Raw genomic sequence first — 14,043 nt, forward strand, 5'->3', positions numbered from 1 at the left:
CCGCATACCGTCTCGGAAGGCCTGAACGCGGGGTCTGCGAAACCGTTACGAAGACGTGGGCAATCTCGTCGATGTCCGTCACAGGTGAATCGGCCAGACACTCCTTAAGCCCGCGCGCGGTCCGAATCCCACCCACGCTCAAACGAGCCGCTCCGACCCGAAAAAAGCGTCGCTGAACTGCGAAAACAGCTCCACAGGGCGCACCCGGGCCGGCGCACCACAACACAGTCGGCTATCAGACCCCCGGGCCGGCCGCCCACCACAACCCGGCTCGGGTGCCGTCGTCCGCGGCCAGCCACCACCGGTCACCCACCGCCATCAGCGTCACGTCCCGGTCGACACCCGCCGGCACGTCGAGCGGCATCGCGGCCTCCCGCCACGACCCGCCACGATCCGCCGACACCCACACCGAATGCCGCGCACCGTCGACCACCGCGGCGAACAGCCCATCCCCCGACGACACCAACGACGTCACCGCCGGCACCCCGGCACCGGCCCGCCGCCCGAACGCCCCGGCCGCCACCCAGCCCGCGGCCTCCTGCCGCCACGCGCCGAACGTCGACCCACGCAGCCCGACCGCCACCGGCACTCCGCCGACCAGCACCACCCGCTGCAACTCCTCGTACTCCGACCCGCCCGGCAGCACCGTGCGCCGCCACGACCGCCCATCCGGCGACGACCAGACCGCCGGGTCCCGGTCGATCCGACCGGCCGGCAGGAGACCACCCACCGCCAACCACCCCGACGACGTCGCGACCGAGTCGAACGCCCAGGTCACCCCCACCGCGTCACTGGCCAGCTCCGGAGCGCCCTCGACCAGCGCGAACTCCGCCGCGTCCGGCGACCCCACCCAGGAAGCCGCCCCCGCCGAACGGTTGCCGACGATCAACCAACCTAGGGCGCCGGCCGTCAGGCGGGACACGTTCACCGCCGTCGGCCCGCCGTACGTCTCGAACGACGCCTGCACCTCGACCAGCGCGCCGTCGGCCACCTGCCGCCACGTGCTCACCCGCGGATAACCGTGCGCGCCACCCACCTTCGCACCGATCAGGGCCGCTTTCCCGTCCCGGCAGGCCACCGACAGGAACACGTTCTGCCGACCGTAGAAGGACTCCGGACGCACCGGCAGCACCGTCCAGGTCGTACCGTCCACACTGGTCCAGGCCGCCGGACGGGTGCCGCCCTCGGCGTCGACGACGCCACCGACCACGAACCACCGGCCCGCGCACGACGCCGCGTCACGTACCAACGGACGCCCCGCACCACCCGGCGGCGCCGGCAGCGTCAGCGGCTGCCAACCCGGCCGCGACGCCGGCGCGGCGGCCGTTGTCGGCTCGCCGCCGCTCGGCGCGGCCGGCCCGTCGCAACCGGCGAGCGCCAGCGCGAAGAGGCCGAACACCGCGAACACCCGTCGGACGGACACGGGTCGATGCTAACCACCGGAGGTCACGCGGAGGGACCCGCGCGGGCCACGGTCAGGCGCTCAGACGGTCGGCTGCTGCGAGACCTCGCCGCCGGCGGTCTCCGCGAGGATCCGCTCGGCGACCTCCTTCATGGTCATCCGGTGGTCCATCGCCGTGCGCTGGATCCACTTGAACGCCTGCGGCTCGGTCATCCCGTAGGTGGTCATCAGCGCGCCCTTGGCCCGCTCCACCGCCTTGCGGATCTCCAGGCGGTCGGTCAGGCTCGCGACCTCCGCCTCCAGGGCCGCGACCTCCGAGTAACGCGACAGCGCGATCTCCACCGCCGGGACCAGGTCGCTCTTCTGGAAGGGCTTGACGAGGTACGCCATCGCGCCGGCCGCCCGCGCCCGCTCCACCAGGTCACGCTGGCTGAACGCGGTCAGGATGATCACCGGGGCGATCCGGGCGCCGGCGATGCGCTCGGCGGCGGCCAGCCCATCCATGATCGGCATCTTGATGTCGAGGATGACCAGGTCGGGCTTCAGCTCCTCGGCGAGGCGGACGGCTGTCTCACCGTCGCCGGCCTCCCCCACCACCTCGTAACCCTCTTCGACAAGCATCTCGGCGAGGTCCAGCCGGATCAGCGCCTCGTCCTCGGCGATCAGTACGCGCCTGCGCTCGGCATCCGTCGGCATCTCAGCCACCAGCCCTACCCCCACCAGTTCGAACGCGGCACCCGCCCAGCCGGGTGTCACCGCCCTCAGCGTAGTGGGTATCCTGTCAGTGCTGAATCAGGGAAGCGCCCTCGTAGCCCAACTGGCAGCAGGCAATGGTCTCAAACTCCATACAGTGTGGGTTCGAATCCCACCGAGGGCACAAAATAATGTCGTACGGATGTTCGAGCATGAACTCGTGCATCCACCCGAGATCCGCGCGCGTGCGCGGCAACTGTTCCTTGCTGGCAGCACGGTTGCCGACACCGCTCGTGCTACCGGCCTGCCCTACCGGACGGTCTGGCACTGGTGCAATGACCGACCAGAGGCGAAGTTCCAGGGCACGCAGCTCAGGTGCTTCCGCTGCCGTGAGGGTGTCGAGAGTCCGACAGACCCTCGTGCCTACGCCTATCTGCTCGGTCTGTACCTCGGCGATGGCCATCTGGTCACGACGGCCCGGGTACCGGTCTTACGCATCTACTGCTCTAACACCTGGCCAGGGCTGATCGAGGCATGCGACGTGGCCATGCGCGCCGTTCTGGCGTCGAAGGTGCAGCGGGTCCAGAAGCAGGGTTGCGTCGGCGTGCAGAGTTACGGCAGCCACTGGCCGTGCCTGCTGCCACAGCACGGTCCCGGCAAGAAACACGAGCGACCGATCGTCCTGACCGACTGGCAACGGCCGATTCTCGAAGATCATCCCGGCGACTTCCTGCGCGGGCTCTTCCACTCCGACGGCTGCCGGACGACCAACCGGGTCACGACGCGAGGTCGGCACTACATCTACCCGCGTTACATGTTCGTCAACGAGTCGGCCGACATCATGGGGCTCTGCCAGTGGGGCCTTGACCTGCTCGGCATCGCCTGGCGGATGAACCGGCGCAACTCGCTGTCGGTGGCGCGACGCGACGCGGTCGCCGCACTGGACGGGCACGTCGGCCCGAAGTCCTGACCGGTACCGCGCGGATCACGCCGACCGTGGGAGCCTGGCTGACGATCACGGCGAAACGCGGGTGACGACAGGGGTGGGTGCTGATGCGGGTGGCGATCTTCGGTGCGACCGGCATGGTCGGCCAGGGCGTGTTGCGGGAGGCGTTGCTCGCCGAGGACGTGCGGGAGGTGCTCACCGTCGGCCGCAGGCCGACCGGTCAGCGGGATCCGAAGCTGCGGGAGCTGACGGTCGCGGACGTGGGCGAGTTGGCGTCGGTGCGCGCGGATCTGACCGGCGTGGATGCGTGTTTCTACTGCCTGGGTGTGTCCTCGCTGGGTCTGGACGAGGCCGCGTACACGAGGGTGAGTTACGACTACCCGCTGGCGGCGGCGCGGTTGCTGGCCGAGGTGAGTCCGCAGGTCACGTTCATTTACGTCTCGGGTGTCGGCACGGATTCGTCGGGTCGGGGTCGGGTCATGTGGGCGCGGGTCAAGGGCCGCACCGAGAACGCGATCATGGAGCTGCTGCCCAACGGCTACGCGGCGCGTCCGGGTTTCATCCAGCCGACCTACGGGGCGCAGTCGCGGACCAGGGCGTACCGGATCGGGTACGCGGTGACGCGTCCGCTGTTCCCGGTGTTGCGGCGGTTGTTTCCGAATCACGTCACCACGACGGACGGGATCGGTCGGGCGATGCTGCGGGTGGCTCGGGAGGGGTCGCCGACGCGCGTGTTGGGCAACCGCGAGCTGCGCTGATCAGGCGATCGTGTCGAGGGCCTGGGCGAGGTCGGCGCGCAGGTCCTCGGGGTCTTCGAGGCCGACCGAGAGGCGCAGCAGGCCGCCGTCGGGTTTCGCGTCGCCCTCGACGGGCCGGTGGGTGAGCGACGCCGGGTGCTGGATGAGGGTGTCGACGCCGCCGAGCGACACCGCGTGGGTGATGAGGTGGCAGGCGCCGGCGACGGTCGCCGCGGCGGGTGCGCCGCCGCGTACCTCGAAGGCGAGCAGGCTGCCGGGTCCGGCCATCTGGCGGCCGACCAGCGCCGCCGGGTCGTCCACCGAGGGGTGGTGCACCCGGTGTACGGCGGGGTGGTCGGCGAGCCAGCCGGCGAGTTTCTCGGCGGTGGCCTGTTGGGCGCGGACCCGCAGCGGCAGGGTTTGCAGCCCGCGGTGCAGCAGGTAGCCGCCGAGCGGGTGCAGGATCGCGCCGGTGACCGCGCGGACCTGCCGGAGGCGCGCGGCCCAGTCGGCGTCGCGGGCGACGACGCCGGCGAGCACGTCGCCGTGCCCGCCGATGCTCTTGGTGGCGCTGTGCAGGACGAGGGTGGCACCGTGCCGGGCCGGCTGTTGCAGCACGGGGGTGGCGACGGTGTTGTCGACCAGCAGCGGGATGTCGCCGGCCGCGGCGGCGAGGGCGGTGATGTCGACCAGGTCGACTGTGGGGTTGGCGGGCGTCTCGACGATGACCAGCGCGGTGTCGGGTCGGATGGCGGCGGCGACCTCGTCGGGGCGCGCCCAGGTGACGGTGGTGCCGAGCAGGCCGGTGGCGAGGACGTGGTCGGTTCCGCCGTAGAGGGGGCGGACGGCGACGACGTGCCGGCGGTCGTCGCGGGCGGCGGCGAGCAGAGTGGCGGTGAGGGCGGCCATGCCGCTGGCGAAGGCGACGGCCTGTGCGGTGCCCTCCAGTTCGGCGAGGGCGGTTTCGAAGCGGGCGACGGTGGGGTTCCAGAGCCGCTGGTAGACGGCGCTGCCGTCGGCGGGGAGGGTGCCGCCGGTGGCGAGCTGCTCGTAGGCGGCGCCGCCGTCGTCGACCGAGGGCAGCGGGTTGGTGGTGGAGAGGTCGATGGGCGGTACGTGCACACCGAGGGCGCGCAGGTCGTCGCGGCCGGCGTGTACGGCCCGGGTGTCCACCGTCGTCATGCCGGTAGCGTCGAACATCTACCGATGAACAGGCAATGGTTCGGCAGATCATTCTGTCAAGTGGCTTGGTTTCGCTGATGGATTCGGGCGAGGATGGTGCAATGCCTCCTGAGCCGAACGATGTGCGGCCGTATCCGGCCCTGGACGAGGTGGACCGCGCGATCCTCACCGAGTTGGCCGCGGATGGTCGCCTGCCGAACAACGCCCTCGCCGAGCGGGTGGGGGTCGCGCCGTCGACGTGCCTGACCCGCACCCGGGCGCTGCGCGAGCGGGGCGCGATCCGTGGTTTCCACGCCGAGGTGGATCCGGCCGCGCTCGGTCTGCCGTTGCAGGCGTTGGTGTCGGTGCGGCTGACCGCGCACGAGCGGGCGGCGGTGGACGCGTTCCGGGCCCGGTCGGTGCGACTGCCGGGGGTGGTGTCGGTGTTCCACGTGGCCGGCGCGGACGACTACGTGCTGCACGTGCGGGCGGCGTCCGGCGACGCGTTGCGGGACTTCGTGCTGGACCATCTGGCGGTCGACCCGGTGGTGCAGCACACCCAGACCAGCCTGATCTTCGAGCAGGCGCGCGGGGTGGGTTGAGCGTCGTCGGAATGAACGGGCAGGCCGGGGAGTTGGCACACCGTGTGATCACCGTACCGTTGTCTGTTCTTGATCTTGCCCCGGTCGCCAAGGGCACCACTGTCGGCGCGGCCCTGGAGGCCACCACCGAGCTGGCGCGCCGCACCGAGGAGCTGGGCTACCGCCGGTTCTGGGTGGCCGAGCACCACAACATGCCGGCGATCGCCAGCTCGGCTCCGGCGGTGCTGCTGGCTCACCTGGCCGCGAACACCTCGACGATCCGCCTCGGTTCGGGCGGTGTGATGCTGCCCAACCACGCGCCGCTGGTGGTGGCCGAGCAGTTCGGCACCCTCGAAGCGCTGCACCCGGGTCGAATCGACCTGGGGATCGGCCGGGCGCCGGGCACCGACCAGGTGACGGCGCTGGCGTTGCGGCGCACCATGGAGGGCCTGTCCGCGGAGCACTTCCCCGGCGAGCTGGCGGACCTGATGAACTACTTCAGCGGCGAGAAGCCGGGGCAGATCATGGCCATGCCGGGCCAGGGCGCCCAACCGGCCGTGTGGCTGCTGGGCTCCAGCGGGTTCAGCGCCCAACTCGCCGGTCTGCTCGGTCTGCCGTTCTCGTTCGCGCACCACTTCAGCTCGGGGAACACCCTGCCGGCGCTGGCCCTGTACCGGCAGCACTTCCGGCCGTCGCAGTGGTTGGACAAGCCGTACGCGATGGTGGCGGTCAACGCGGTGTGCGCGGAGACCGACGAGCGGGCCGAGTGGCTGGCCGGGCCGAGCGCGTTGTCGTTCCTGAAGCTGCGCTCCGGGAAGCCCGAGCCGCTGTCGACGCCCGACGAGGCGGCGGCGTACCCGTACTCCGAGTTCGAGAGGGAGTTCGTGCTGCAACGCCGTGACGGTCAGGCGATGGGCTCGCCGGAGACGGTCAGCCGGCAGCTGACCGAGCTGGTGGAGCGCACCGGCGCGGACGAGCTGATGCTGACCACGCTGGTGTACGACGTCGCCGACCGGGTGCGGTCGTACGAGTTGATCGCCGAGCAGGTGGCGGGCGGTCTGCACCGGACGGCGTGAAACACGATCTTCACGTCAGCGTCACCCCGCCGACCCGGACGGTGCCTAATGTTGGTTCCGGTGGTGGTACGGCACCCTCGGTCGGGACGGGTCGAGAGTGCCGCGGTGTGGCGCACCGGGCCGGAGCTGAGCGGATTCCGCGGCTGCGGCCCGGTGCCTGCCACCCTAGGCGACCCCGTCCGGGACCACCAGGGGTCAGATCAGCGTAGGTGGATGTTCGGGGTGGGTGGGGTGCTGCCCATCCCGTTGCCGATGAAGAACCCCGGGTGCGGCGGTTGGTTGTATGCCGTGTTCTGCCAGGCGATCGCCACCCGATACTGCGGGTCGTGCATCAGGGTGTAGAGCCGGACGCTGGTCGGGGTGGGTGTGCTGTAGATGCGCAGCGCCCGACTGTCGGTGGTCCGCCAGATCACCTCCTCACGCCAGTCACCGAGGATGTCGCCGGAGAGCGCCGGCGTGGCCTTGGTGCCGTTGTTGGAGGCCACCCCGCTGCCGTCGAGCAGCCGGGTCTCGCCGCCGGTGCCGTACTTGTCGATCTTCGTGCCGTCGAGCAGTTCCCGCACCGGGTCGCCGTCCCACCAGGCGAGGAAGTTCGCCGACGACGGCTTACGCCCGATGTTCTGCCCCCTGGTGTTGGCCAGCCCGGAGACCGCCGACGACCACGACTCCGCGCCGGGGCTGCCCGCCCAGATGTCCGCCGAGACACCCCGGCCGTTGTCCCCCGAGGCCGGCGTGGACCAGAGCACCTGACCGGTACGGGCGTCGGCGAAGTAGGAGCTGGGCTTGCTGCCGTCCTCGTCGACCTTGAACACCTCCAGGCCGGAGCGGCTCGGGTCGAGGTCCCCGACGTGCAGGGCGTCGCCGTGCCCGTTGCCGGTGGAGTGCAGCAGCCGACCGTTGTCGTCGACCGTCGCCGCGCCGTACACGATCTCCTGACGGCCGTCACCGTCGACGTCGGCCACGGAGAGCTGGTGGTTGCCCTGTCCGGCGGCGGCGCCGTTACCGGAGGAGTTCGAGTCGAACGTCCACCGCTTGGTCAGCGTGCCGTTGCGGAAGTCCCAGGCCGCGATCACCGCGCGGGTGTAGTAACCCCGAGCCATGATCAGCGAGGGGCGCTGCCCGTCCAGGTACGCGGTGCCGGCGAGGAACCGGTCCACCCGGTTGCCGTACGAGTCACCCCAGGACGACACCGTGCCACGCGGCGGGTCGTAGGTGACGGTGGATGCGATCGCGCCGGTCTGGCCGTTGAACATGGTCAGGTACTCCGGGCCGCTGAGCACGTAACCGCTGGAGTTGCGGTAGTCCGCCGACGAGGACCCAATGAGCTGACCGGTGCCGGAACGGGTGCCGTCGGCGGTCTTCATTGCCACCTCCGCGCGGCCGTCACCGTCGTAGTCGTACACCTGGAACTGGGTGTAGTGGGCTCCGGCCCGGATGTTGCGGCCCAGGTCGATGCGCCACAGCCGGGTGCCGGTGAGGGTGTACGCGTCGACGTAGACGTTGCCGGTGTAGCCGGACTGGGAGTTGTCCTTGGCGTTCGACGGATCCCACTTCAGCACGACCTCGTAGGTGCCGTCACCGTTGAGGTCACCGACCGAGGCGTCGTTGGCGCTGTAGGTGTAACCCTCGCCGCTGGGCGTGCTTCCGCCGGCCGGGACCTGCAACGGCACGTCCAGGTAACCCGCGCCGAACTGCAACGCCGGCGCCGACGCCGCCTGCTCGACGCCGCCGACAACGGCCCGCACGGTGTACGCCGAGCCGGCCGCCGCTCCGCTGTCGAGGTAGTTGGTGGCACCGGTGATCGGGCTGGAGTTGACCCTGGTGGAGCCCCGGTAAAGGTTGAACGACACAGCGGAGGTCTCCGTGCCGAGCAACCGCCAGGAGACCAGGTTGCCGCTGCCGGAGCGGACACTGATCAGCCCCCGGTCCAGGTTCTCCATCTGCAGCCCCCCGCTCGTGGGCGGCGGCGTGGTGGGCGGCGGTGTGGTCGGCGGCGGTGTGGTCGGAGGCGGTGTGGTGGGCTCGCCGGTGGGCGGGGCGCCGGTGCAGACGGTGCCGTTGAGCGTGAAGCTGCTCGGCACCGGGTTGCTGCCGGTCCACGAACCGTTGAACCCGAACGAGGCGGAGCCGTTTGTGGCCAGGTTCGCGTTGTGGTCGACGTTGCGGGCGGTGACCTGGGCACCGGACTGGGTCACGACCGCGTTCCACGCCTGGGTGACCTGTTGTCCCGCGGCGTACGACCAGGTGAGGGCCCACCCGTTCACCGGGTCGCCGAGGTTGGTGACGGCGACGTTGGCACCGAAGCCGCCCTGCCACTGGTTCGTGATCTGGTAGTCGACGCGGCAGCCCACGGCGGCGGCCGAGGCGGTGACCGTGGCGAGGGTGCCGGCCACGACGGCGGCGACCGTGGTGCCGGCGAGCAGGATCAGCCGATGTCTGGACTGGTGCATGGAGTGCCTCCGGGAATCCGGTGATGACCGCTGTGGCCCACTGGACCTGCCCGGGAAGCACAGTGGATCGGCCCGGCCGCGGCGGCGGCGGACGGCGATCTGATCGGGGGTGAACGCCCTGAACTCACGGATCCGGCTCAAGCCGCATCGTAGGGCAAGCGCTTTCCGCTCCGCAATATCGATGCCCGTCGTCCCCGTGCCGGGTCTTGCGCCGGCGATCGATGCCTGATCAACTCGTTGAGGTGACCGCCCCGCACATGGACCCCGAGGAATTCCGCCGCGCCGGCCACGCCGTCGTCGACTGGATCGCCGACTACTGGGCGACAGTCGGGCAGCTGCCGGTCACCCCGTCCGACCCGCCCGGCACCGTCGCCGCCGCCCTCCCCACCACGCCACCCACCACCGGCGGCGAACCGGTCGAGGCGGTCCTCGCCGACCTGGACGCGATCGTCGTACCGGGGCTGACCCACTGGCAGCACCCCAGCTTCTTCGGCTACTTCCCGGCCAACACCTCCGGCCCCAGCGTGCTCGGCGACCTGGTCAGCTCCGGGCTCGGCGTGCAGGGCATGCTCTGGGCCACCAGCCCCGCCAGCACCGAGTTGGAGACGGTGCTGATGGACTGGCTGGCGCACCTACTGGACCTGCCTCAGCAGTTCCGCTCCACCGGCACCGGCGGCGGCGTCATCCAGGACTCCGCCTCCTCCGCGACCCTGGTGGCCACCCTCGCCGCACTGCACCGGGCCAGCGGAGGCCGCTGGCGCGACACCGGCATCGACCGGCGCTACCGCGCCTACACCTCCACCCACGGGCACTCCTCCATCGAGAAGGCCGCCCGGATCGCCGGGCTGGGCAGCGACGGAATCCGCGCCATCGACGTGGACCCGGACACCCAGGCGATGCTGCCCGCCGCGCTCCGCGCCGCCATCGAAGCCGACCTGGCCGCCGGGGACGTACCGGCCATCGTAGTGGCCACCATCGGCACCACCTCCACCACCGCCGTCGACCCGGTACCGGAGATCGGGGCCATCTGCGCGGAGTACGGGATCTGGCTGCACGTCGACGCCGCGTACGCGGGCGCCGCCGCTGTCTGCCCCGAACTACGGTGGTCACACGCCGGCCTGGAGTACGCCGATTCGTACTGCTTCGACCCGCACAAGTGGCTGCTCACCGGCTTCGACTGCGACGCGTTCTGGGTGGCCGACCGCGCCGAGCTGATCGAAGCCCTGACAGTGCTGCCGGAGTTCCTGCGCAACGCGGCCTCCGACTCCGGAGCGGTGATCGACTACCGCGACTGGCAGGTGCCACTGGGTCGACGCTTCCGGGCCCTGAAACTGTGGTTCGTCCTGCGCTGGTACGGCGCCGAAGGGTTGCGGGCACACATCCGCTCCGGCGTGCGGCTCGCCGAACGGTTCGCCGACCAGGTGCGCGCCGACGACCGGTTCGAGCTGGCGGCGGCACACCCGTTCGCGCTGGTCTGCTTCCGGCTGCGCGCCGACGACGACGTCAACGCCGCACTGCTGGCCTCGGTGAACGCCACCGGACGCGTACACCTGACGCACACCCGGGTCGCCGGCCGCTACACGCTGCGGATGGCCATCGGCTCCCCGCAGACCACCGAAACGCACATCGACGACGCCTGGACCCTGCTCGCCACCACGGCCAAGGACCTCCTCACCCCCTGACCAGCGCCTCGCGCCTCGCGCCTCGCGCCCCGCGCCCCGCGCCCCGCGCCCCGCGCCCCGCGCCCCGCGCCCCGCGCCCCGCGCCCCGCGCCCCGCGCCCCGCGCCCCGCGCCCCGCGTCCAAGATCCTCACAACATCGGGGATGTTGCTGCCTCAGACACGCGGTAGACACCAACATCCCCGATGTTGCGCGGATCCTGGAGAGGAACACCCCCGCCGACCGGGACCGGGACCGGGACACAACGCCCGCACGGGCCCAAGGTCACGCTCGATCCAGGAGGTAGTGGCCACGAAGCGACGGGATGCCACTACCTCCTGGATGTTGCGCGATCTTGCGATACGCGGGGCGCGGGGCGCAGCGCGGGGCGCAGCGCGGGGCACGCGGACGGCCGTCGGGCTGGCCGGCGAACAGGCTGTCGGGGCGGGTTCAGCGCGGGTTGGGCGTACCGGTCGGGGTCAGTTCGGCCGGGACCGCGACGGCGGCGGCGGCGCCGACGAGGGGGGCCGGAGCGGGCGCGGCGGAAGAGTCTGCGGCCTGGGCGGCCTCGGCGCGCGCCCGCCGGGTGCGACGTAGGGCTCGCACGGCCAGCACCAGGGCGGCAAGCCAGCCGACGGCCAGGAGGGCGTACAGGGTGGGGCGGACCGGGCCGTCCAGTTCGGCGGAGCGGATCAGGGTGCGGGCGTTGGTCAGCACGATCACACCGCCGACCGCCGCGCCGAGCAGTTGGGCGGGCACGATCCGCACCAGCCAGGCGGCCAGCGGGGCGGCGATGAGCCCACCGACCAGCAGCGCGGCGACGGTGGGGAGCAGGAAGCCTTCGGTGCCCAGCCCGATCAGGAAGCCGACGCTGGCCGCGCCGGCCACGACGAACTCGGCGGTGTCCACCGACCCGATCACCTTGCGGGGTTCCATCCGGCCGGAGACCAGCAACGCCGGCGTGGCCACCGGGCCCCACCCGCCGCCGCCGGTCGCGTCGACGAAGCCCGCGACCAGGCCCAGCGGGCCGAGGAAGCGACCGCGCAGCCGCCCGCCGACCCGACCGGTGCGCAACGGGCGGGCGAAGCGGATCAGCAGGTACGCACCGAGTGTGAAGAGGATGCCGGCCATCCAGGGCGCGGCGGCCTCGGTGGAGATCGAGCTGAGCACTGTGGCGCCAGCGAAGGCACCGATCGCCCCGGGCAGGGCGATGCGGGTCACCACGCGCCAGTCGACGTTGCCGAACCGCCAGTGCGCGACCCCTGCCGCGAGCGTGGTGCCGATCTCGGCCAGGTGCACCGACGCCGAGGCGGCGGCCGGGGCGACTCCGGCGACCAGCAGCAGTGTGGACGAGGTCAACCCGTACGCCATGCCGAGCGAACCATCGATCAACTGCGCGACGAGCCCGACCAGAGCGAGGACCAGCAGCTTGCGCACGAGCGCCCCCTGACTTTTCGGTATCTCCTATCGACTTGGTCGACAATGCGGCACGGGGCAGTCAGGGTCAAGCCCCCGATCGGTGGATGGGACGCCACCGCGTGGCGCGCCTCCTCGGGCCAAGCGCGCGACGCGCCGCAGGCACGGCGTTTCCGCTGCCTCGGGCCGCCGGATGTGCCAGCACGACGAGATCTTGGACAGTTTCCGTTCAGCGCGAACGGAAACTGTCCAAGATCTCGCGGGTGCAGACACCGCCCTGCGCGCCGAAACACGCCTCGACCGGCGAGACCGCGCAGAAGTAGACGGGCGGGCTCGCGGGGTGGCAGGTGAGCTGGCGCAGAAGCAGACGTGACGTGCCGCCGGTGGACACGGCAGGTGAGCTGGCGCAGAAGCAGACGTGACGTGCGGCCAGTGGACGCGGCGGGTGAGCTGGCGCAGGAGCAGACGTGACGCACCGCCGGTGGACGCGGCAGGTGAGCTGGCGAGCGCTCAGGTCCAGGCGCGCGGGTCGGCGACCAGCTCGGTGACCCGCGCGGGCAGGGTGCCCGCTGCGACGTCGGCAACGCTGACCAGTTCGAGGATTTCGCGCTCGCTCGCTCGCAACGCGATCCAGACTTCCTGCAGCGCTCGGGCCGGGCCGTGGTAGCCGAGTTGTTCGGGGCGCTGCCCGCGTACGTGCGCGAGGGGCCCGTCGATCACGCGGATGACCTCGGCGAGGGAGATCTCCTCGGCGGGGCGGGCCAGCCAGTAGCCGCCTTCCGGGCCCCGCTGGGCGTGCACGATGCCGCCACGGCGCAGCTGGAGCAGGATGCTCTCCAGGAACTTCGGCGGGATCTCCTGGGCTCGGGCGATCTGGTCGGCCGTGACCGGCCGGCCGCGTCCCGGACCACTGGCCGTCGCGGCGAGCTCGGCGGCCGCGCGGAGGGCGTAGTCGACCCGGGCGGAGAGGCGCATGCCGGCAAGGTTAGCCGTTGGTCGTCCGGGCGGGCGGGCGACCCTCGGCCGATCGGGCACGCATCGACGGAAATCCGCGAATTCGCGCTCCGCGCGAGGACGAGTGAAGTGCGTCATGATCCACGACAAGGTGGCTGCCGAAAAGCCGTTCCGGAGCGTCCCTATGCTGGGCGGGAGTACGACTGTCCGGCTGTTTACCCGACCGCCGTGCACATATTGATAAACGCCCGGGCACCCTCGGGGGGAAGGCACCACGATGACCGATACCGCGACACGTACCTGGGATGGCATGACCATCCCGGTGGCCGGCACCTATCTTCTCGATCAGGCGCACAAGCGGATCGGTTTCCTGTCCCGGCACATGATGGTGAGCCCGGTACGCGGTGAGTTCGCCGAGGCCACCGCGCAGGTCTTCGTGGCGGAGGACCCGCTGCTCTCCTCGGTGACGGCGACCATCATGACGGCCAGCATCACCACCGGGAGCGTCGACCGGGACACCCATCTCAAGAGCGCCGACTTCCTGGACGTGGAGCGCTATCCGACCCTCGAATATCGAAGCACCGGCATCAAATGGCAGGGCAACGACAATCCCATATTCCAGTGGGCCCGTCTGCGCAACCATCGGCTGGGCGGACGAGGCCGGAGTCACATTGTTCCGCCGCAGTCCGAGGGCGCGCCCGGACGATTCGTCCTTACCGGCGAGTTGACGGTGAAGGGCATCACTCGGGCTGTCGACCTGGAGGTGAATTTCGGCGGCGCACGTCAGGATCCGTACGGGCAGAACATTTTCGGGTTCAGCGCGACGGCCGAGATCAACCGCGAGGACTACGGCCTGCTCTGGAACGTCGTCCTGGAGAGCGGCGGGGTGCTGGTCGGTAAGACGGTGCAGATCGAGATCGCCGGCGAGGCGATCTACCAGGGCTGACCCTCGTCATCCCCGCCAGCGG

12 protein-coding genes and 1 tRNA gene are annotated in these 14,043 nt (G+C 71.1%); 7 read left to right on the forward strand and 6 right to left on the reverse strand.

Going from position 1 to position 14,043, the window contains the following annotated elements; translation table 11 throughout:
- Window positions 1-235: 235 nt before the first annotated feature.
- Window positions 236-1,423, reverse strand: coding sequence for a hypothetical protein (locus O7631_RS28760; protein WP_278147139.1), 1,188 nt, complete (start codon window positions 1,421-1,423; stop codon window positions 236-238).
- A 60-nt stretch (window positions 1,424-1,483) separates the two neighbouring features.
- The gene (locus O7631_RS28765) at window positions 1,484-2,107 is read right to left on the reverse strand and encodes a response regulator (protein ID WP_088991522.1); all 624 of its coding nucleotides are present in this window, start codon (window positions 2,105-2,107) and stop codon (window positions 1,484-1,486) included.
- A gap of 97 nt (window positions 2,108-2,204) precedes the next feature.
- Here O7631_RS28765 and O7631_RS28770 point away from each other — a divergent pair.
- From O7631_RS28770 to O7631_RS28780, 3 genes are all read left to right on the forward strand, one after another.
- A tRNA-Leu gene (locus O7631_RS28770) sits at window positions 2,205-2,279 on the forward strand.
- An 18-nt stretch (window positions 2,280-2,297) separates the two neighbouring features.
- A complete protein-coding gene (locus O7631_RS28775; RefSeq protein WP_278147140.1) occupies window positions 2,298-3,065 on the forward strand; it encodes a transcriptional regulator in 768 nt (255 codons plus the stop codon).
- Between the two features lie 83 nt (window positions 3,066-3,148).
- Window positions 3,149-3,799 (forward strand): epimerase, encoded by a 651-nt coding sequence (locus O7631_RS28780; RefSeq protein WP_278147141.1) that lies wholly within the window; start codon window positions 3,149-3,151, stop codon window positions 3,797-3,799.
- On the opposite strand, the gene O7631_RS28785 is transcribed toward O7631_RS28780, so the two are convergent.
- Window positions 3,800-4,978, reverse strand: a complete 1,179-nt coding sequence (locus O7631_RS28785) for a PLP-dependent aspartate aminotransferase family protein (protein ID WP_278147142.1) — start codon at window positions 4,976-4,978, stop codon at window positions 3,800-3,802.
- An 83-nt stretch (window positions 4,979-5,061) separates the two neighbouring features.
- On the opposite strand from O7631_RS28785, the gene O7631_RS28790 reads away from it, so the two are divergent.
- Window positions 5,062-5,541 carry an Lrp/AsnC family transcriptional regulator gene (locus tag O7631_RS28790; RefSeq protein WP_088988500.1) on the forward strand — a complete coding sequence of 160 codons (480 nt, stop codon included), beginning with the start codon at window positions 5,062-5,064 and terminating at the stop codon, window positions 5,539-5,541.
- Window positions 5,542-5,552: 11 nt separating this feature from the next.
- The gene (locus O7631_RS28795; RefSeq protein WP_278147143.1) at window positions 5,553-6,596 is read left to right on the forward strand and encodes an LLM class flavin-dependent oxidoreductase; all 1,044 of its coding nucleotides are present in this window, start codon (window positions 5,553-5,555) and stop codon (window positions 6,594-6,596) included.
- Window positions 6,597-6,796: 200 nt separating this feature from the next.
- On the opposite strand, the gene O7631_RS28800 is transcribed toward O7631_RS28795, so the two are convergent.
- On the reverse strand, window positions 6,797-9,046 hold the full coding sequence (locus O7631_RS28800) for a cellulose binding domain-containing protein (protein WP_278147144.1): 2,250 nt from the start codon (window positions 9,044-9,046) through the stop codon (window positions 6,797-6,799).
- Between the two features lie 242 nt (window positions 9,047-9,288).
- Between O7631_RS28800 and O7631_RS28805 the strand changes: the two genes are divergently transcribed.
- Window positions 9,289-10,728 (forward strand): pyridoxal-dependent decarboxylase, encoded by a 1,440-nt coding sequence (locus tag O7631_RS28805; RefSeq protein ID WP_278147145.1) that lies wholly within the window; start codon window positions 9,289-9,291, stop codon window positions 10,726-10,728.
- Window positions 10,729-11,155: 427 nt separating this feature from the next.
- Here O7631_RS28805 and O7631_RS28810 read toward each other — a convergent pair whose 3' ends face one another.
- Window positions 11,156-12,142, reverse strand: coding sequence for a sulfite exporter TauE/SafE family protein (locus O7631_RS28810; RefSeq protein WP_278147146.1), 987 nt, complete (start codon window positions 12,140-12,142; stop codon window positions 11,156-11,158).
- Between the two features lie 489 nt (window positions 12,143-12,631).
- Window positions 12,632-13,096 (reverse strand): Rrf2 family transcriptional regulator, encoded by a 465-nt coding sequence (locus tag O7631_RS28815; RefSeq protein ID WP_088988497.1) that lies wholly within the window; start codon window positions 13,094-13,096, stop codon window positions 12,632-12,634.
- Between the two features lie 256 nt (window positions 13,097-13,352).
- On the opposite strand from O7631_RS28815, the gene O7631_RS28820 reads away from it, so the two are divergent.
- A complete protein-coding gene (locus O7631_RS28820; RefSeq protein WP_278147147.1) occupies window positions 13,353-14,021 on the forward strand; it encodes a YceI family protein in 669 nt (222 codons plus the stop codon).
- The last annotated feature ends 22 nt before the right edge of the window (window positions 14,022-14,043 follow it).

The sequence above is a fragment of the Micromonospora sp. WMMD967 genome, from assembly GCF_029626165.1.
Lineage (GTDB): Bacteria > Actinomycetota > Actinomycetes > Mycobacteriales > Micromonosporaceae > Micromonospora > Micromonospora taraxaci.

Bases quoted from the DNA above. Each gene is read 5' to 3' on its own strand.
- O7631_RS28780 (WP_278147141.1), top strand. From the start codon at position 3,149: ATGCGGGTGGCGATCTTCGGTGCGACCGGCATGGTCGGCCAGGGCGTG.
- O7631_RS28790 (WP_088988500.1), top strand. From the start codon at position 5,062: ATGCCTCCTGAGCCGAACGATGTGCGGCCGTATCCGGCCCTGGACGAG.
- O7631_RS28795 (WP_278147143.1), top strand. From the start codon at position 5,553: ATGAACGGGCAGGCCGGGGAGTTGGCACACCGTGTGATCACCGTACCG.
- O7631_RS28785 (WP_278147142.1), bottom strand. From the start codon at position 4,978: ATGTTCGACGCTACCGGCATGACGACGGTGGACACCCGGGCCGTACAC.
- O7631_RS28775 (WP_278147140.1), top strand. From the start codon at position 2,298: ATGTTCGAGCATGAACTCGTGCATCCACCCGAGATCCGCGCGCGTGCG.
- O7631_RS28815 (WP_088988497.1), bottom strand. From the start codon at position 13,096: ATGCGCCTCTCCGCCCGGGTCGACTACGCCCTCCGCGCGGCCGCCGAG.
- O7631_RS28820 (WP_278147147.1), top strand. From the start codon at position 13,353: ATGACCGATACCGCGACACGTACCTGGGATGGCATGACCATCCCGGTG.
- O7631_RS28800 (WP_278147144.1), bottom strand. From the start codon at position 9,046: ATGCACCAGTCCAGACATCGGCTGATCCTGCTCGCCGGCACCACGGTC.